18 protein-coding genes, 1 pseudogene and 1 riboswitch are annotated in these 18,639 nt (G+C 40.1%); of the genes and pseudogenes, 10 read left to right on the top strand and 9 right to left on the bottom strand.

Translation table 11 applies throughout. The features are described from left to right. The first annotated feature begins 329 nt into the window (after positions 1-329). A complete protein-coding gene (locus tag A9Y75_RS23240) occupies positions 330-1,565 on the top strand; it encodes an LL-diaminopimelate aminotransferase (RefSeq protein ID WP_071191907.1) in 1,236 nt (411 codons plus the stop codon). Between the two features lie 73 nt (positions 1,566-1,638). Next, positions 1,639-2,283: a Uma2 family endonuclease gene (locus A9Y75_RS23235; protein ID WP_071191906.1), complete on the top strand. Its 645-nt coding sequence runs from the start codon at positions 1,639-1,641 to the stop codon at positions 2,281-2,283. A gap of 29 nt (positions 2,284-2,312) precedes the next feature. Here the strand turns inward: A9Y75_RS23235 and A9Y75_RS23230 are convergent, their stop codons facing one another. The 4 genes from A9Y75_RS23230 to A9Y75_RS23220 form a co-directional block, all read right to left on the bottom strand. Then, positions 2,313-2,921: an RloB family protein gene (locus A9Y75_RS23230; protein WP_071191905.1), complete on the bottom strand. Its 609-nt coding sequence runs from the start codon at positions 2,919-2,921 to the stop codon at positions 2,313-2,315. A gap of 194 nt (positions 2,922-3,115) precedes the next feature. Then, complete coding sequence (locus A9Y75_RS23225; protein ID WP_071191904.1) at positions 3,116-4,393, bottom strand: ATP-binding protein; 1,278 nt, start codon at positions 4,391-4,393, stop codon at positions 3,116-3,118. A 109-nt stretch (positions 4,394-4,502) separates the two neighbouring features. Beyond that, positions 4,503-4,658, bottom strand: a complete 156-nt coding sequence (locus tag A9Y75_RS28825; RefSeq protein WP_177176277.1) for a hypothetical protein — start codon at positions 4,656-4,658, stop codon at positions 4,503-4,505. Next, entirely contained in the window at positions 4,655-6,289 is a 1,635-nt protein-coding gene (locus A9Y75_RS23220) for a cation:proton antiporter (RefSeq protein ID WP_071191903.1), read from the bottom strand. Before A9Y75_RS23220 ends, A9Y75_RS28825 begins: the two co-directional genes overlap by 4 nt. Before the next feature lie 88 nt (positions 6,290-6,377). Beyond that, positions 6,378-6,441: riboswitch (Fluoride riboswitch) on the bottom strand. A 227-nt stretch (positions 6,442-6,668) separates the two neighbouring features. Here A9Y75_RS23220 and modA point away from each other — a divergent pair. The 3 genes from modA to A9Y75_RS23205 all read left to right on the top strand — a co-directional run bounded on the left by modA (position 6,669) and on the right by A9Y75_RS23205 (position 9,020). Further along, on the top strand, positions 6,669-7,478 hold the full coding sequence (gene modA / locus A9Y75_RS23215) for a molybdate ABC transporter substrate-binding protein (protein ID WP_071191902.1): 810 nt from the start codon (positions 6,669-6,671) through the stop codon (positions 7,476-7,478). Positions 7,479-7,656: 178 nt separating this feature from the next. Next, complete coding sequence (locus A9Y75_RS23210; protein ID WP_071191901.1) at positions 7,657-8,520, top strand: zinc metalloprotease HtpX; 864 nt, start codon at positions 7,657-7,659, stop codon at positions 8,518-8,520. A 119-nt stretch (positions 8,521-8,639) separates the two neighbouring features. Further along, a complete protein-coding gene (locus A9Y75_RS23205; RefSeq protein WP_071191900.1) occupies positions 8,640-9,020 on the top strand; it encodes a hypothetical protein in 381 nt (126 codons plus the stop codon). A gap of 377 nt (positions 9,021-9,397) precedes the next feature. Here A9Y75_RS23205 and A9Y75_RS27945 read toward each other — a convergent pair. Next, positions 9,398-9,490: pseudogene (locus A9Y75_RS27945) on the bottom strand (Uma2 family endonuclease); the annotation flags it as partial. Between the two features lie 268 nt (positions 9,491-9,758). Between A9Y75_RS27945 and aspS the strand changes: the two are divergent. Next, on the top strand, positions 9,759-11,546 hold the full coding sequence (gene aspS / locus A9Y75_RS23200; protein WP_071191899.1) for an aspartate--tRNA ligase: 1,788 nt from the start codon (positions 9,759-9,761) through the stop codon (positions 11,544-11,546). 309 nt (positions 11,547-11,855) lie between these two features. On the opposite strand, the gene bioF is transcribed toward aspS, so the two are convergent. The 3 genes from bioF to A9Y75_RS23185 are packed head-to-tail and all read right to left on the bottom strand — an operon-like array spanning position 11,856 to position 14,442. Further along, complete coding sequence (gene bioF / locus A9Y75_RS23195; protein ID WP_071191898.1) at positions 11,856-13,025, bottom strand: 8-amino-7-oxononanoate synthase; 1,170 nt, start codon at positions 13,023-13,025, stop codon at positions 11,856-11,858. Between the two features lie 35 nt (positions 13,026-13,060). After that, positions 13,061-13,699: a Holliday junction branch migration protein RuvA gene (ruvA, locus tag A9Y75_RS23190; protein WP_071191897.1), complete on the bottom strand. Its 639-nt coding sequence runs from the start codon at positions 13,697-13,699 to the stop codon at positions 13,061-13,063. Next, positions 13,696-14,442 (bottom strand): sucrose-phosphate phosphatase, encoded by a 747-nt coding sequence (locus A9Y75_RS23185; RefSeq protein ID WP_071191896.1) that lies wholly within the window; start codon positions 14,440-14,442, stop codon positions 13,696-13,698. Before A9Y75_RS23185 ends, ruvA begins: the two co-directional genes overlap by 4 nt. A 512-nt stretch (positions 14,443-14,954) precedes the next feature. Between A9Y75_RS23185 and A9Y75_RS23180 the strand changes: the two genes are divergently transcribed. Beyond that, complete coding sequence (locus A9Y75_RS23180) at positions 14,955-15,170, top strand: chlorophyll a/b-binding protein (RefSeq protein ID WP_071191979.1); 216 nt, start codon at positions 14,955-14,957, stop codon at positions 15,168-15,170. Positions 15,171-15,424: 254 nt separating this feature from the next. Next, positions 15,425-15,550, top strand: a complete 126-nt coding sequence (locus A9Y75_RS30300; RefSeq protein ID WP_269086331.1) for a hypothetical protein — start codon at positions 15,425-15,427, stop codon at positions 15,548-15,550. On the opposite strand, the gene A9Y75_RS23175 is transcribed toward A9Y75_RS30300, so the two are convergent. Beyond that, positions 15,541-16,053, bottom strand: a complete 513-nt coding sequence (locus A9Y75_RS23175; protein ID WP_071191895.1) for a hypothetical protein — start codon at positions 16,051-16,053, stop codon at positions 15,541-15,543. The two genes, A9Y75_RS30300 and A9Y75_RS23175, sit on opposite strands and share 10 nt — an antisense overlap. Before the next feature lie 470 nt (positions 16,054-16,523). Between A9Y75_RS23175 and aroA the strand changes: the two genes are divergently transcribed. Together aroA and A9Y75_RS23165 are read left to right on the top strand one after the other, a co-directional pair. Next, positions 16,524-17,873 (top strand): 3-phosphoshikimate 1-carboxyvinyltransferase, encoded by a 1,350-nt coding sequence (gene aroA / locus A9Y75_RS23170; protein WP_071191894.1) that lies wholly within the window; start codon positions 16,524-16,526, stop codon positions 17,871-17,873. 322 nt (positions 17,874-18,195) lie between these two features. Beyond that, positions 18,196-18,639, top strand: coding sequence for a hypothetical protein (locus tag A9Y75_RS23165; RefSeq protein ID WP_071191893.1), 444 nt, complete (start codon positions 18,196-18,198; stop codon positions 18,637-18,639).

Genomic DNA, 18,639 nt, shown 5'->3' with positions numbered 1-18,639 from the left:
CCCAAGGGGTAGATGTTGGTAAGGTTTAATATCGTGTGCGGTTAAAAACCAGGACTTACGCAAAATATCTCTCAAACCCTCTTTTTTTGGGAGCATCCCAATTTTGCAAAAATATACGCAACTAACCCAAAAAACCTGTTAAACCTCTTACCTATGCCTTCGGCACGCTACGCGAACGCGCTCTTCGCGTCTTCGCGGTTCGTTTTTTCCGTTAGTCTTGCGTAAGTCCTAAAAACTTACAATTAAGACTGATGGTTTAAGTTTTTTTGATAAGTAATTAAGTGAACATGATATAAGCTGATAAAAGTGCATTTTTTTCAATATCTAATATGGCAACTATTAACGACAACTACCTGAAGCTAAAAGCTGGTTATCTATTTCCGGAAATTGGTCGCCGTGTAAATGCTTTTGCACAAGCCAATCCTGATGCGAAAATCATCCGCTTGGGTATTGGTGATGTCACCGAACCTTTACCAGAGGCTTGCCGCACAGCTATGATTAAAGCAGTGGAAGAAATGGGCGATCGCTCAACTTTCAAAGGATATGGCCCAGAACAAGGTTATGCTTGGTTACGGGAGAAAATCGCCGCTCATGATTTCCAAGCACGGGGAGCAGCAATAGAAGCTGATGAAATCTTCATTTCCGACGGTTCCAAGTGCGACTCAGGCAATATTCTGGAAATCTTCGGCCATGATAATGCGATCGCTGTAACTGACCCAGTGTATCCTGTTTACGTGGATACTAATGTCATGGCGGGAAATACTGGAGTAGCCAACGATAAAGGCGAGTTTGAAGGTTTAGTTTATTTACCTGTCACCGCAGAAAACAACTTCACCGCACAGATTCCCACCCAGAAAGTTGACTTAATTTATCTCTGCTTTCCCAATAACCCCACTGGCGCAACTGCCACCAAGGAACACTTAAAAGCTTGGGTAGATTACGCAAAAGCCAACGGCTCAATCATCTTTTTTGATGCTGCTTACGAAGCTTATATCACCGATTCTTCCCTTCCCCATTCGATTTATGAAATTGAAGGTGCAAGAGATTGTGCAATTGAGTTTCGTTCTTTCTCCAAAAATGCAGGTTTCACCGGCACACGTTGCGCTTTAACCGTCGTTCCCAAAACACTCACAGCCAAAGCCGCTGATGGTTCAAATGTGGAATTGTGGAAGTTGTGGAACCGTCGTCAGTCTACTAAATTTAACGGCGTTTCTTACATTGTCCAACGAGGTGCGGAAGCGGTTTATTCTGAAGCAGGACAAGCACAAATTAAAGCTTTGGTAAGCTTCTATTTAGAAAATGCCAAAATCATTCGGGAGCAATTAACAGCCGCCGGTTTATCAGTTTATGGTGGTGTGAATGCACCTTACGTTTGGGTGAAAACTCCTCATGGTTTATCGAGTTGGGAATTTTTCGATAAGCTACTAGAAACTGTAAATGTTGTGGGAACTCCTGGTTCTGGTTTTGGTGCTGCGGGTGAAGGTTACTTCCGCATTTCTGCATTTAATAGTCGGGAAAATGTGGAAGAAGCAATGAAACGGATCACCGAAAAGTTCAAGGTTTAGGTTTAGTAAGTTTTGGTGGGCAATGCCCACCCTACTTTTTGTTAGACTTGATTTATCAAAAATAATAAACGCTATGAGTGTAGCTATTCCCATTTTCAAACCCGTTAGCCAGATGCAATTAACACCTGGTAGTACAGTTACCATTCCCGATGTTACTTGGGCAGAATTTGAATCTATTTTACAAGAACTGGGAGATAAAAGAGCTTCACGAATTGCCTATAATCAGGGTAATTTAGAGATTATGGTTCCTTTACCTGAGCATGAAATTTCCAAAGATTTAATTTCTGATATTGTCAAAATATTGCTGAAAGCAAAAGGAATTAAATATCAACCTTTTGGTTCTACGACTTTTAAAAAACAAGGTACAGCCGGAGTTGAACCAGATGCTTGTTTTTATATTCAAAATTATCAACAAATGATAGGTAAACGGCGTTTACAACCAAATGATCCACCACCAGATTTAGCGATAGAAACTGATGTCACATCAAAAACAACCCTTGATGCTTATGAAGCTATCGGAGTTCCCGAATTATGGATATTTGATAGTGGTAAACTGGCTATTTATTTATTGAAAGATGGGAAATATATCAAATCTGAAAAAAGTCCCTATTTTGAGGATTTAGATATTATTCAGATTATACCTGATACTGTTGAACGTAGTTGGCAGGTGGGAAGTTTTCAGGCTTTGGAAGAATTTGCTGCAATGATTGAAAAGTAAATTATAATTAATCTTTTATCGGTGAAGCATTATCGAATAAATCTGTTTAATTCCTCAACTAAAAGATGTACTGTAGTTGAAGGATTATCACTTTCTGGATTACAAGGGTTATATTGCTTGAGAAGATTTTTAGCGTGTTTGATAGCCGTAGATTGTCGATTTTCTAACTCCTCATAAATTGTATCACTATTTTTAGTATATTTCTTTTTCAGCAAACTATCTAATTTAGCGATATAATTTTTACGAGGAAGTCCAGTATTGAGAAATTCAAAATGCAATACATACCATAATTCAAAGGCTTCATTAGAATAGGCAACTTTAAATCCTGCGCTTTTAGCACTTGCAATTGCATTATTAAAATCTTGCTTTGGCCAATCATCCCTATCAAATACACACCAAACCTGATCATAATCTCCTTGAGCTTTTAATTCTTTTGCTTTTTCTACTAGGTTACTAGGATTATATCCGAATCCTCTCACATCAATTACATCTTTAGGAACACGAAAGCTCTCGAAGTAATTTGGCTCAGTTTTTGCACCTTCACAAACTATTAAAAATCTGTCTATTGGCTCTCTTGTTTCAACTTTTCTATCAGAATAACCACGAAATGATGATGCACTCGAACTTTTTTTAGGCATTATATTCACCGATGATTTGACTTAAATTACCGTAAGAATTCAGGAGTCAGGAGTCAGGAGTCAGGAGTCAGGAGTCAGGAGTCAGAATGCTTAGGAAATGAAGAATAGAGAGAAGTAAGATTTTATCAAAATCATTAAATCTGACTCGAAAAGTCTTTATTCTCTTGACTTGGAGTATTCTCTATCCTGAATACTTACAAATTACCAATAAAAGGAATAGCGCCATATCTGCCTTTGATGTAGTCACTTTCAAATGAGGCATCATTTCTAACTTTATATTCAACCAGCGAATATAAATCTGTTGCACCATATTTATTTTTTTCAGTAAACCAAATCTGATCTCTACGAAATAGTTTATTACTCAACAGGTTTGTATCATGAGTCATAAATATTAGTTGTGCATTTTTAGAATTTGTTTCTTTTGAGTTAAATAATTCAACAATTGCTTTGCTAATCAAAGGGTGAAGTCTCGCATCAAATTCATCAAATATCAAAATTTTACCATCTTTAAGAGTATCTACTAAAGGACCAGCAATAGCAACTATTTTTTTAGTTCCTTCAGATTCTTGATCTTCTAAATCAAATAATTCTATAGAAACATAATTACCCTGTTCATCAAACTTTTGATGCAAAGTATTAACTGTAGTTGATTTATGAGATCCACTTTTTAAAATAAGTTTTTTCAATTCATCTGGTATGTCTTTAGGAAAAGAATCAGGAGTAATTACTGTTTCCTTTACGCTTAATTCTCTAATACCCAAATCTAATTTCTTTATTAACTGAAGAATTTCCTCTTTATTAAGATTATTTTCTGCTAAACAGCTTACTGTATAATCTAAATAACCTTTATCATGCAAGCCCGACACAATTTGCAGTTTTCTAGTGAGCCAAGCTAGTATATTTTCTGCTATTTCCACATTAAACTGAGCCGCTACTGAAAGAAAAAGTGCATTGTGCCTAGTTTTTGTATAAATCCCCTCAGCCTTGAACCTTTTAGATAAATTAAATGTAATAGGATTTCCATCATAACCCCGTTCAAAAAGCCGAGTTTCTCTTGTTTTTGGAACAACAAATAACCATTCTGAAACTACGCTTTCTTGAGTAGCTTCAAAACCATATCTATACTTTTTCCCATCTAATATAAACACAATCTCAAAAAAAGATGGTTGTGCCTCAGTTTCTGTACTTAACCCAAATGGCTCAACTCCTATTTCTTCTGTACTTTGTGTTTCTTTAGAGGAATTAATCATAAACCATTTCATAAATTTGATTGCTTTTGCTAGATTGCTTTTACCACTAGCATTAGCACCATAAATCGCAGCACTTTTGAGTAATTTCAGTTCATCATCTACTGCAAAAACATTGTTATCATCAAGTTCTTTTTCTTTAGCGACAATATTAGCCGCCACCATACTAAAAGTAACTTTATCTTTAAAGGATCTGTAATTACCAATACTAAACTCTATGAGCATAGCAACCTCCTATATTTAAACAGCATATTTGTGATAATTTCACAAATATATAACTTAAGCATAGCGGTTATCAAGATATATGAGCTAATTTTAATATTTTTCACCTTACTTACTCATCTTTAATATCATCAGATGGTTCAGCTTTTACCTGTTTATAAGTAGCTAAAGTCAGCCCTTCTTGCAAATGCAAAGAATACTTACTCAAACCAATGCGCTGTAGGGGCAATTCATGAATTGCCCCTACGTCAATAAAGCGCAGTCTCACATAGAATTGGTATCACGGTTTTCTAGCAAGATTACAGGTATGGGACTTGCTTCTAATACTGCTTGGGAGACTGAACCAATCAGCACTTGTTCCCAAGGTTGATGTCCGCGTTTTCCCATAACAATTGCAGTGACATGATACTCTTGGGCAATGCGAATAATTTCTTCGGGAACTGCGCCGGAAACGGTTAAAAACTCATATTTAATATCTGATAGCAGCTTTTTAGCTTGTTGCTGTAGTTGGTTGATAGCTTGCTCGTTTGCGGTGTTAACTACGTGTAAAACGATCGCATCTCCATTACTCCGACGGGCTAAATCTGCTACCTTTATCAAGACTTCTGTCGCTAAATCTGAGGTATCCACTGCTGCAAGTAACAGAGTATGGGTAGCAACTGTAACCTTTGTGGGATCTACTTCTCCCCTGGTTAATAATTTGGGTGCAAAAGCCATAGTTGCCCAAGCGCCTAAAGGTGCAGTGGTTATAATCGAAAGGGCAGCGATCGCTAAAATGATCTCTCCTCCTGCTATACCTTGGGCTAGGGGTATGGCCCCAATAGCCGCTTGTACAGTGGCTTTGGCGGAGTTTCCCGGTAGTAAAAACAGTCTTTCGCGCCAATTCCAATTACTACCCAAAGTCGAAAGATACCAGCCCACCGTGCGCCCGATAAATAAACCAATCGCCAGAATTAAAATACCGGGTAACAAAATTTTAGACAATACTTGCAGTTGAATACTTGCACCCAACAAGACAAATAGGAAAATCTCCGCTACTATCCATAAACTATCAAACCCGTTTCGCAATCTTCTAGCTAAGGGTGCATCTAACTCAATTAAGAAGAATCCTAAAGCCATTGTCGCTAAATAACCAGAAAAATACGGTAACCCGTGAGCGACAATTACCAGAAATAAAGCTAACCCAGCGGCGATGATCGTATCTTGAACTGCATTTTGAGTCCAGTTTTGTTTGGTTAAGAGTGAAACCAGCAACCGCGCAGCTAAATAACCAAACAACAGTCCCAAGCATATCTGCATGATAATTTGTAATGGCAGCAGTTGCAAAGCTGTTAAAGTGAATCCGCCAAAAAGAGTAATTTGCTCAACTCCTCCTTTACCCAAAAAACTCAGCAGGAGGCTGAAAACTAGCAATAGCAGCACATCAGATAAGGCGCTACCAGTTAAAATTGCGTCGGGAATACCTTTGGTGACACCCCAACCTAAACTTTTTAGTCTCAGCATTCCCGGAACAATCACAGCGGGAGATTCAGCGCCAATTACACAGCCTAACAGCAAGCCAGTGGGAAAGTCTAACTGAAAAATTACCATAGAAGCGAGGCAAATGGCGATCGCTTCCGTAGTCGCCGGCAAAAATCCCAAACGCAGCGCCACACTTCCCTGTTGAGCCAGTTTTTCTCTATCTAACCCCAATCCCGCCTTCATCAGAATAATCATTACTGCCAAAGTTCTTAACTCATCGGCAGCATTTAACACATCTGCGCTGATAACATTCCCTACTTGAGAACCAAGCAAAATCCCCACCAAAATCATCCCAATCAAAGGTGGAGCGCCTAACCGACGGGCAATTTGTCCCACAAAGAAGCCCATCAATAAAATCCAAATTATACTCAATAACATTCCTAACTCCTGAAAGTGCGATTTGTAGACAGATACTTTCTACAGGGGAGTTAGGTTTTAGCCATAGCCTACTCCCCCGCAGCAAGTCGGAAAAGTAGGAACTATCAGCCTTTCAAAAGGCGGTTTTGGCGAGTTCCATCGCCGTTAATATCTTTTGTATAACTAGATTACATCATAATTTAGTCAATGAACAAACTTTACTAATTACGAATCTGGAATGAAATTATAAGAATATCAATATTTGATAGATAGCACTATTTCTAAAAAGAAAATTCTTGTTAAGAAGATATGACATAATTACATTGTGTAACAAAAAAAACAAATAATATTACTGTAGTGTATTGTGTGATAAAGTTTTCCAGAAACTACTTAGTGAGTTATGAAATTTAACCTTAAATTTTTCCTTGCATTTTTCCTGACTGTAGTTTTAATAGCTTGTACACAAACCATCAATTCTAACTCAAAAGTTACTCAATCTATCTCACCCAATGTAACATTAAATGTTTCTGCGGCTTCTGATCTCAAATATGCCTTTGAGGAAATTGGTAAAACTTTTGAAAAAGAATCGGGAAATAAAATAGTATTTAACTTTGGTTCTACAGGTCAGTTAGCTAGACAAATAGAAAATGGAGCGCCTGTAGATATATTTGCAGCAGCTAATAAAGAATTTATTGAAGAACTAGATAAAAAGGGTTTAATTATTACTGATACAAAACAAATTTATGGGATTGGGCGTATTACTTTATGGACTCGTGAAGACGCAAAAATAAAGATTCAGGATATTAAAGATTTGGTAAAGCCAGAACTCAAAAAAATAGCTATTGCTAATCCTGATCATGCACCTTATGGACTTGCTGCAAAAGAAGCATTACAATCGGCGGGTTTATGGGAAAAAGTAAAACCCAGGCTAGTATTAGCGCAAAATATACGTCAAGCCCAACAATATGGAGAAACTGGTAATGTTGATGTAACTATTTCGGCTTTATCACTTAGTATTAATAAACCAGGAAACTGGGTTTTAATTCCAGATGATTTACATAAACCCCTTGAGCAGATGTTGGCTGTAATTAAAGGTAGTAAACATGAATTGCAGTCTCGTAATTTGGCGAATTTTATTAACAGTTCACAATCTAGGACTATCATGAAAAAATATGGTTTTATTTTACCAGGGGAAACACCAATCAAATAAAAACACAACTGTAAGTGCAAATGGTTCTTCATTATCAGCGGGAAAACCGTACTCAAGCTTAGTGGTTTTCATCACTGTACCTCACAGTTGAACTCGATATAATAAGACATGGTTAAACCAATGCTGTTGTCTACTAAAAGTTAAAAAAATTAACACAGTATTAACAGGAGAGTGCAATATGGGAAACCAACTAAAAACCGCTGTTTTGTTAGCGACACTCAGCGGTTTATTAATTGCAATTAGTTACTGGGTACTTGGTGGTACTACTGGCTTGATCATAGGCATTGGGTTAGCAGCAGTTACTAACCTGTTTTCTTGGTATCAATCTGATAAAATTGCCTTAGCAGTTTATCATGCCCAACCTGTTAGCGAAGCCCAAGCACCAGGACTTTATCGCATGGTGCAAAAATTGTCTGCACGGGCTAATATCCCCATGCCAGGAGTTTACATTGTTCCTGGACAAACTGCCAACGCTTTCGCCACAGGAAGAGATCCAGAACACGCTGCTGTAGCTGTCACTGAAGGGATTTTAAACATCCTCCCAGAGGAAGAATTAGAAGGTGTTATTGCTCACGAACTCACCCACATTATTAATCGTGATACCTTAACTCAAGCAGTGGCTGCAACTGTCGCCGGTGCGATTTCTTTCCTTGCACAAATGTTGAGTTATAGCCTCTGGTTTGGTGGCGGTTCGCGGGATAATGAAAGAGGCGGAAATCCTTTGGGAGTGCTGGCAACAGTCATGCTTGCACCCATAGCGGCGACAATTATTCAGTTAGCAATATCCCGCACCAGAGAATTTTCTGCTGATGCTGGTGCTGCTAAATTAACAGGTAATCCCCGCGCTTTAGCTAGGGCTTTGCAACGTTTAGAATCTATAGCCAAACAAATGCCTTTGAATGCTAATCCAGCTTTTGAACCATTATTAATTATTAGTCCCATTTCTGGGCAGTTTTTGGGGAATCTTTTCTCTAGTCACCCAGCCACTGAAGCGCGTGTAGCAGCTTTACTTCAATTAGAAGGCCAACTTATTAGTCGTTGATAATCTGTCTTTGGTCATAAGTATCTTGGCAAATCCCCAATTAACTAATGACCAAATTATGATCATTATAGGTGCAATGTTCATCCGCAAGTAAACTTTACCAACAGGATGTGGCAACCATGACTACTAACAACATCGAATCTATAGAAATCGTAGAAATTAGTCTTCAAACCAGGGAAAACGGACACACAGATGAAGTTAAGCAGGAAACTACAGCACTATTGGAAGCGATTAAAAAACGCGCCCAAGCTGAAGCTGAATCTGCTGGTACTCTCACCCGTGAAACCTATTTAAATGCTGTGCGTCAAGCACGGGAAGTAATTGAAAGGGACAAACTTATTGAGCGCGATCGCTTAGAATATTCTTGGGCGAGAATTCAAGAAGAATTGGAAAGAAATTGGTACTTAATGTCTAAAGATATCGCAGATTTTAGCGATCGCTTCCAAAATGCCGCTAAAGCCGCCTGGGAAGCCTTTAACGCCCCTCGTCCTCAAGATTAATCATCACAATACAGCAGGAGTCAGGAGTCAGGAGACGCTTCGCAGACCTATGGCTTACGCCACGCTGCGCTATCGGTTCAGGAGTCAGAAGTAAAACTGGCGAATGTGTATAGGTTTCAATCTAGATTCTGTACCTCATTGATCTGCAATCTGCTGTATTTAGGGATATAGGATGACTCATTGGTGTCAACTTAGGCTAGGGAGAGCTTATTTTTTTAGCTGAACAAACCCGCCCGGAACTCAAGTTCCGGTCTAAAAGCTAAAGTGCGTTAAAACGCACTCTGGTTAACTCAAAATCAAAAATTATCCTATTGATGCTAAAATAGTCGGTTAAAACCGACTTTAGCTTTTAGACAGGGAATTTATTCCCTGGCTCGCTTTTTTCTTTGTTCCGGTGTGAGTGCATTCCATCTTTCTATTTTTATCCAAGATACATCAGGGGAACGGGTAGCACCATTAGGCAATTTAAACATTGGGCTAAATATTTTTACCCTAGCTGCTAAAATATTACACCTTTTAGGCTAGTATTATCAACTAAGTGAGTTGTGATAAATATGTGTATGTACCTGTAAATATAAAAACATGGCATTCCACAAATCAAAACTGCCCAAGATTCAGTTTGCCAGATTGGCTGATTTTTCTGGGACTAAAACTACTAGAATTAGTATTGATGCTGGATAATGGGAAAGCTTTGACATTTACTAGCCAATCTAGCCCGGAAAAAAAGAACTAATTACTATGCGAACTCACTATTGCGGAGAACTCCGAAAAGAAGATATTGGAGAAACTGTTACTTTATACGGTTGGGTAGACCGTTACCGCGATCATGGAGGAGTGACATTTTTAGATTTGCGCGATCGCTCTGGGCTAGTCCAAATTGTCAGTGATCCTCAACGTACTCCCGATTCTTACTCTGAGGCTAACACCTTACGCAATGAATATGTTGTCGCTATCACTGGCAGAGTCACCCAACGTCCCCCAGAATCCCTAAATCCCCGCATCCCCACCGGCGAAGTCGAAATCTACGCCGATAAAATTGAATTACTCAACTCCATTCGCAAGCAACTACCTTTCCAAGTTGCTAGTGGTAACAACGATCCAGTTAGGGAAGAATTGCGGTTAAAATATCGTTATTTGGACTTGCGACGCGATCGCATGGCGCAAAATATGCAATTGCGTCACCAAGTCATCAAAGCTATGCGACGCTACTTGGAAGATTTACAAGGTTTTATCGAAGTCGAAACCCCCATTCTCACCCGTTCCACCCCCGAAGGTGCAAGAGATTACATCCTACCCAGTCGCGTTAATCCCAATGAGTGGTTCGCTTTACCCCAATCACCGCAACTATTTAAACAATTATTGATGGTATCCGGTATGGATAGATACTATCAAATTGCTAAATGTTTCCGGGATGAAGATTTACGCGCCGATAGACAACCAGAATTTACACAATTAGACATGGAAATGAGTTTCATGTCTGAAAATGAAATTATTGAACTCAACGAAAAATTAGTTTGTCATATTTTCAAAACCGTTAAAGGTATCGATTTACCTCATCCTTTCCCTCGTCTCACTTACGCTGACGCGATGAATAAGTATGGAAGCGATAAACCAGACACCCGCTACGGTTTGGAATTAGTTGATGTTTCTGATGTTTTAAAAGATTCTGGTTTCAAGGTTTTTCGAGAAGCTATTGCTAACGGCGGTATCGTCAAAATCCTCCCCATTCCTAACGGTAATGACGCAATTTCTAATGTTCGCATCAAACCAGGTGGGGACATTTTTAAAGAAGCAGCAGAAGCCGGTGCAAAAGGTTTAGCATATATCCGCGTTCGGGAAAATGGCGAAATTGACACTATCGGTGCAATTAAAGATAACCTCACACCCGAACAAAAGCAGGAAATCTTAACCCGCACAGGTGCAAAAGCCGGTCATTTGTTATTATTTGCAGCAGCTGATACCGCAACTGTAAACAAAACTTTAGACAGACTCCGCCAATTTGCAGCCAGGGAATTTAATTTAATTCCAGCAGATAAACTCAATTTACTCTGGATTACAGATTTCCCCATGTTTGAGTGGAATGCCGATGAAAAGCGCCTGGAAGCATTACACCACCCCTTCACAGCACCTCATCCTGACGATTTGCACGACTTAAAAACCGCCCGCGCTCAAGCTTATGATTTGGTGTTTAATGGTTTTGAAATAGGTGGTGGAAGTTTGCGGATTTATCAACGCGAAATTCAAGAACAGGTGTTTGAAGCGATTGGTTTATCACCAGAAGAAGCACAAAGCAAATTTGGCTTTTTGTTAGAAGCTTTTGAATATGGAACTCCTCCTCATGGTGGCATTGCTTACGGTGTAGATCGTTTGGTAATGTTGTTATCTGGAGAAGAATCAATTCGTGATGTCATTGCTTTTCCAAAAACACAACAAGCACGTTGTTTGTTAACAGATGCACCTTCAAGTGTAGATGCAAAACAATTAAAAGAACTGCACGTTGCTTCAACTTTTAAGCCTAAAGCCTAAGTGATATCATGTTTGGTTAAAGACTTATCATTAAGGCCGACGCGGGGAGGTGGAGAGGTGGAGACGCGGAGAGCTTTTGTGATAAGTAATTAGCCGATCATGATATTAGACCAAACTCTTGATTCCTCTTTGCGCCTTTGCGCCTAACGCACTTCGTGCTTCGCTTCGCTAATGCGTGAGACAAAAAAATATAGTTCATTTACCCGAAAATCGCTGTAAATCCGGCTAATGGTGTTCAAACAAACTCTCCACCTCCCCGTGTCCCCTCCGCGTCCCCTCATCTCCACGTCTCCACTTCCCCGCGTCTGGCTATAATTGCATTGATTTCAGAACTTCCACCAATTTCTCAATATGCTCTTTTTCATGTGTCGTCATTACAGATATTCTAATCCGACTTGTGGGGACTGTAGGAGGACGAATTGCAGGTGCAAAAATACCCGCTTCTCTTAACTGCTTTCCCGCTTTTAACGCTGTCGCTGCATCAGATAATTGAAAACATAATATCGCTGATTCTGTAGGTAATAATTGTAAATTAGGTAAATACTCTTTTATCAATTGTTTCAAATAATCAACATTCTGCCACAATTGCTGACGACGTTGGGGTTCTTGTTGTACTATCTTAATTGCGGCTAAAGCTGCTGCTGTGTCTGCTGGTGAAAGAGCAGTGGTGTAAATCCAACTAGGGGCGCGATTTCGCAAAAAGTCAATGAGGGCGTTACTTGCGGCTACATATCCCCCTAAACTACCCAAAGCTTTACTTAAAGTCCCAATTTGAATTAATTCTCTACCTGTACAGCCGAAATGTTCCACACAGCCAGCGCCTGTTTTTCCCATGACTCCAGTAGCGTGCGCCTCATCTAATAACAGCATACAATTAAATTCTTCAGCTAAATCTAGTAATTCAGGTAACGGACATAAATCACCGTCCATGCTGAAGACGCTATCTGTAATTAGTAAGCAGCGTCTGTAGTTGTGGCGTTGTTGCTGTAATTTTTCCAGCAGTACTGCAGTACTATTGTGCGGATATTCAACAATAGTAGCCCCGCTGAGAATTGCCCCGCTTTTTAAACTGGAATGATTATATTGATCAGATAAGATTAAATCTCGTTTACCGACTAAGGCTGTAATTGTACCTATATTAGCTAAATAACCAGAACTAAATACTACTGCTTCTTCTGTTTGTTTAGTAGATGCTATCCCTTGTTCTAAATCTCTGTGTAATTCTCTATGTCCACTGAGTAATCGAGAACCTGTGCTACCAGTTCCAAATTCTTGAATCGCAGCAATAGCGGCTGCTTGTAAGCGTTCATCTGCTGCCAGTCCCAAGTAGTCATTACTAGCAAAATTAATCACCTCTTGCCCAGATAAAAGCACAGTTGCACCGGAAAGACCGTGAATTGTCTGTACTGAACGATACCAGTTAGCCTGATGTATAGTTGCCAGAGATTCCTCTATCCAAGCATAAGGATTATGATTCATTACTCAGATCACAGAACATTTTACTATTACGAATTCTACACCCCAGCTTCAGTATTGCTCAGATGTGCGATCGCTTGTTTAATCCAATCTTCCACATAGGCATCTTTGGGTAAACCGATATTTTCGCTGACTACGTGCAGAGCATGACTGACTTCATGGGCAGTATATCCCAAAGCAAAAAGAGTCATTTGCACTTCTTCTAAAATTCCTGGTGCTGGACCGCCTGTAGCGACGAAGAAGCCTGCTGATTTGCGCCACTCGATCAGTTTGCTTTTCAGTTCTAAACAAATGCGTTCAGCGGTTTTTTTGCCCACACCGGGAGCTTGAATTAACATTTGAGTGTTAGCCGCAATAATGGCTTGGACTAACTCTGGTAATTCTAAAGTATCCAACAGTGCGATCGCTAAAGCTGCACCAATACCGGTAACACTGAGCAAATGACGAAATAAATCCCGTTCCGATGGGGAAGAAAAACCGTAGAGTAAAGGTACTTCTTCCCGAATCTGGTAATGGGTAAAAATTTGTACCACATCCCCAGTTGATGTCAATTGGTTAGCCAGACGTTGGGGAATATATAAATCGTAACCCATGCCATTTACTTCTAACGTCAACATGACGCGATTAGAGCCAACCGTTTGCACACCAGCAACAATACCTTTGAGATAGCTAATCATTCTAGGAAACCAAAATATGTTAGTCCTTCCATAATCCCAGCAGCACAACGGTTTTGGGCGAGGTAACGGTAGTCCGCAGGATTTTGATTATGCCATTGGAGTAACTCTGGACGAGCATTTCCGACAATGATTCCCCGTTCCCTACCTACAGCGAATAAAGCAATATCATTACCCGAATCGCCACAAACAACAGTCTGCTCGGCTGCAAATTTCCACTTCTGACGGAGAAACTGCATTGCTTGACCTTTATCGCTGGTCAGGGGTAAAATGTCAAGGTCTATTCCGCTACTATAAATTAACTTTACATTTAATTTAGTTTTTTGCAACTCAGACTCAAGTTGTGGTAATATGCCTGACAATTCGGCCTTCAGGAAAAAGCTGACCTTGAAAGGACGTTGTTCTGTATCTGGTTGTAGCACTAATTCCGGGAATTGCTCAGTGATAGATAATATTTTTTGGCTATCCCACCCTTGAGACAAGATACTTGACCATTGTGAATCGGGATTGTTGCTACCATCTAAATAAATTTCCGTACCCACAGACAGAACCAGAGCATCTGGTGAAAAGAGATTTTTTTCCTGTTGGAGTTCGCGGTAAAGAACAGGCGATCGCCCTGTAGAGTAAACTATCTTTGTCCCATGTTCTTCACGGTGTCTTTGCAAGCGATCGCTCAACTCCAATAATGCCTGATCATCGCCTACGAAGGTATGATCTAAATCCGTGACGAATAAAAACTTAGTCATAGCCAACTCCTTTGATTAGGTTAATCAACAAAAAGTGTATGCTGTTTTTGTAACTTGTATATAGAGATGATGGATGAGAAGCATTACAGCGCGTGATCCAGCTGAACTCGTCTATCTCACCCCAAACGTCATCACCGACTTTTTTATCCTTGTAATAGACTAATATCGGCGTTGCTGAATAAGGAGATGATTGAGGCTGACACGGAGACGCGGTGACGCGGTGATTATATATTGATGCAGATTCTCAAATCATCCCGCAATTATGCAATGCCCTAATATCAAGTCCGGTTGATTAGTAGACATCTCCGACAAAGATTATAGAGCCGAGAATCCCTGTCTCTACAAGGGTTTTAGGTCACGCATATTTAAAGAAAGGTCGATGTCTAAGGTACAACCTTGAATGATGCGGCTGTTGATGTGTGTACGCAGACATCACTATCAGTCAGAAAAGGTTTACAAATATTAATTTTAATGTTACAGTTCTTAACATAGAAGAAAAAAAGGATAAACCAATGCGTACAAATACTGCTATTATTGACGATCAAGGTAAACTCAACAATTTTGCGATTGAGCCAAAGGTTTATGTAGACGAACAAGGCGATCGCACCGGTTTCACCTCTTATGCAGAATTGCTCAACGGTCGTTTAGCAATGATTGGATTTATATCTCTCATAGCCTTAGAAGTATTTACCGGACACGGTATTTTTGGTGTTTTAGCCAATCTATAACAATCCGGTTTGATTGCTCATAGCTGGCGTGGCGTAGCCATACTTGTATCAAGTCCGGTTAAATACTTATCATTAGGGCTAACGCACAGATGGTTCGAGCCTTTTGATAAGCAATTAGCCGGACTTGATACTATAAATGATATTTGCAAAATTTTAAGTCTCGTAGGGTGGGCAATGCCCACCTTACGTATATTTTTAAATCAAAGAAAAGTCCTAAGTTATAGCAACGGACAAGGCGTTTAGGACATCAACCAATGCTAAAACTTAGACAAGAAAAGGCTTCTAGCACTGTCACCTGTCACCTGTTTCCTGTCACCTGCTATACTTTTAATTGTACGGATTTACCTAACTCCCATACCTGCGTTGATGATCAATGCTGAATTTCTAAATTGAGGATATAGTGTCCTAGCTGGACTTTTTCTGACCACAATTCATACTCCAGCCGCAAATGCTCTGGTAAACTTTTTCCGCCCAGGTGCAAGCTATTAGTAAAATTACGTAGACGTATCGGCTTGTGAGGTTGTAATGACTCAGTTGGTAACCAATAACGACTAAGGCCATAAACGCCCTCTTCCCAGAAATGACGGTAACTAACTTGACCATTTCCTTGCATAGTCATAGTTACTCGATAAGGGGAAATCTCCAGCCACAAAATCCTGGGACTGCTGGGGGGATAAGGGCTTTGATGATTGAGGTTAGGGATATCTTCTGGATTCAGAGAACTCCCAACTTCACAACTAATTAAGGGTGGTGCTGTCAATAGTAAATGAAAGCGATCAGTATCTTTTTGATACAACGTTCCGGCAGTTTCCACCACAGACCAAACTGGTAGGTCAGTGGAAATAATCGATAAGCACACGGGTTTGCGGTGATTGGTGAGCATGGGAGCAACAAGGGTGAGGAGCGAATAAAATCAACACTAGGGGATCTAGAAAATCAGCATTTTCCTTCTGCTGTTTAAGCTAAAACCTGCTTAATATTAACTGAATCTACTGGTTTATCGAGATTGCCGTAATAGCCCATCCCTCTATAGGGTGGGGATGAAAGGGAGTTAAAAAATTAAACGTCCTTGAACTATATTAAGCGCAGCTTAATCAAGTGAGAGAATAATTGAATTTTTTCACAATCTTAGGTTTGTGTGTTTCCGTAAACAGGAAAATGATGCTTTTTCTACAAAAAGCGAGTCTGGGAATATTTTGAATATTTTCTCAAAGTCCTCAGAATATAGCCTCAAAACAGAGAGAGTGTTTTTTAGATAACGAAAAGCGATAGGATACTAGGGAGGAAGTCCCAAGTGACAGCAAATAAAGTCACTCAAAGATTTTCAGTCTATTTAGAAGCCAGTGTATCCTAATGTCGGCTGCTGTTATAACTTTAGAAACTCAAGAAAACAGTTCTCATAACTTGACTATTCAGCGACCCCTCTCTGGACTGTCTCTACAGGGTCGGCTCCAAGTTCCTGGGGATAAATCTATTTCTCACCGGGCTTTAATGTTGGGTGCGATCGCTGAAGGTGAAACTCAAATTCAAGGACTGCTGTTAGGAGAAGACCCCCGCAGCACTGCTAGCTGTTTTCGATTGCTAGGTGCCCAAATTTCGGAATTAAATACAGAATTTGTAAGGGTTAAAGGCATTGGACTGGGGAATTTCCAAGAACCTGTGGATGTGTTAAACGCGGGTAACTCTGGAACAACCATCAGATTGATGTTAGGTCTGTTAGCTTCCCACCCAGGGCGGTTTTTTACGGTTACAGGTGATGATTCTTTGCGATCGCGTCCCATGTCCCGTGTTGTCAAACCTTTACAACAAATGGCCGCAGAAATCTGGGGACGCAAAGGTAACTCTTTAGCACCTTTAGCTATTCAAGGACAAGCCCTCAAACCTATTCACTATCATTCTCCCATTGCTTCGGCTCAAGTTAAATCCTGTATTCTGCTTGCAGGTTTAAACACTGAGGGTCAAACTACTGTCACTGAACCGGCTTTATCACGGGACCACAGTGAGCGAATGTTAAGAGCTTTTGGGGCAGAATTGACTATAGACCCGGAAACCAACAGTGTGACTGTGACTGGTAATGCTAAACTATATGGTCAAAAAGTCGTTGTTCCTGGTGATATCAGTTCTGCGGCCTTTTGGTTAGTCGCTGGATCTATTGTTCCCGGTTCTGATTTGGTGGTGGAAAATGTCGGTGTCAATCCTACCCGCACGGGAATTTTAGAAGCTTTAGCAATGATGGGAGCAGATATTCAACTGGAAAATCAGCGGGAAGTAGCTGGGGAACCGGTTGCAGATTTGCGGGTGCGTTCTAGTCAGTTAAAAAGCTGCACCATTGCTGGGGATATTATACCCAGATTAATTGATGAAATTCCTATTTTGGCGGTAGCTGCGGCATTTGCCCAAGGTACTACCATTATTCGGGATGCAGCGGAATTGCGAGTTAAAGAAAGCGATCGCATTACCGTTATGGCGCAACAGCTTAATCAAATGGGCGCTAAAATTACCGAATTACCCGATGGGATGGAAATTACTGGTGGTACGACCTTGGTAGGAACTCAGGTAGATAGTTATACAGATCATCGCATCGCTATGAGTTTAGCGATCGCTGCTCTCAATGCTACCGGAACCACAACCATTCACCGCGCCGAAGCTGCGGCTATTTCTTACCCCAATTTCACCCACACTTTAGCAGCAGTTTGTCGTTAACAATCCCCAAATAGAGCCGTAAGCATAACTTTCTTCAATTTTTCATTTTCACTTTTCAATTTTTAAGTGTTGAGGAGGTTGACTTCCGGCTCTGAATCTGCTATACTCGATTTTGATAAGGAAGAACTATCTTACAATAAAATATTCAACAAAAAATCCTTAACCGCTGATAAAGCGGTTTTTTAGTAGACCCATAACTAGAACTTGCTGTTACGCACAAAGTATTTTTTATAAGAAATTAGGCTGAAAACCCTGGAATATAAACCTAAAAATCCAAAAAGTTTTCTTTGGGTGGAATAAAGGACAAAGACAACAAGCTAATTTGGGAACAAAAACTAATCAGACTTTTGTACAAATTCCTACTGCTAAACTCAAAAACCGCATTTCTCAACTATGTGAACAATACGGGATTGAGTTTGTAGAAACTGAGGAAAGTTATACATCCAAGGCTTCGTTTTTAGATCATGATTTTCTCCCGAAGTATGGTGACGCAGCGCGGTCTTGGGGGTTTCCCCCAGGAGTGACTGCGGAACCACGAAGTGGTGAAAAACCCGTGACGTGGAAAGAATCAGGGAAACGAGTAAAGCGTGGATTGTATCGCACTGCTAACAATTTCTATGTTAATGCTGATGCTAATGCCGCAGCAAATATTTTAAGAAAAGTAAAGGCAACGTTGGGATTAAATCTCGATGGAGTTTATAGGGGCGCTTTGACTACGCCTTTAAGAGTCCGTTTTTGGGCTGCTTCAGAATCCCCGTGTTTTTAG

It is taken from the genome of Trichormus sp. NMC-1 (assembly GCF_001858025.1).
Classification (GTDB): Bacteria; Cyanobacteriota; Cyanobacteriia; order Cyanobacteriales; family Nostocaceae; genus Anabaena.
The sequence above is the reverse complement of the archived record's forward strand: the minus strand, read 5'-3'. Positions and strand labels throughout refer to the sequence as shown.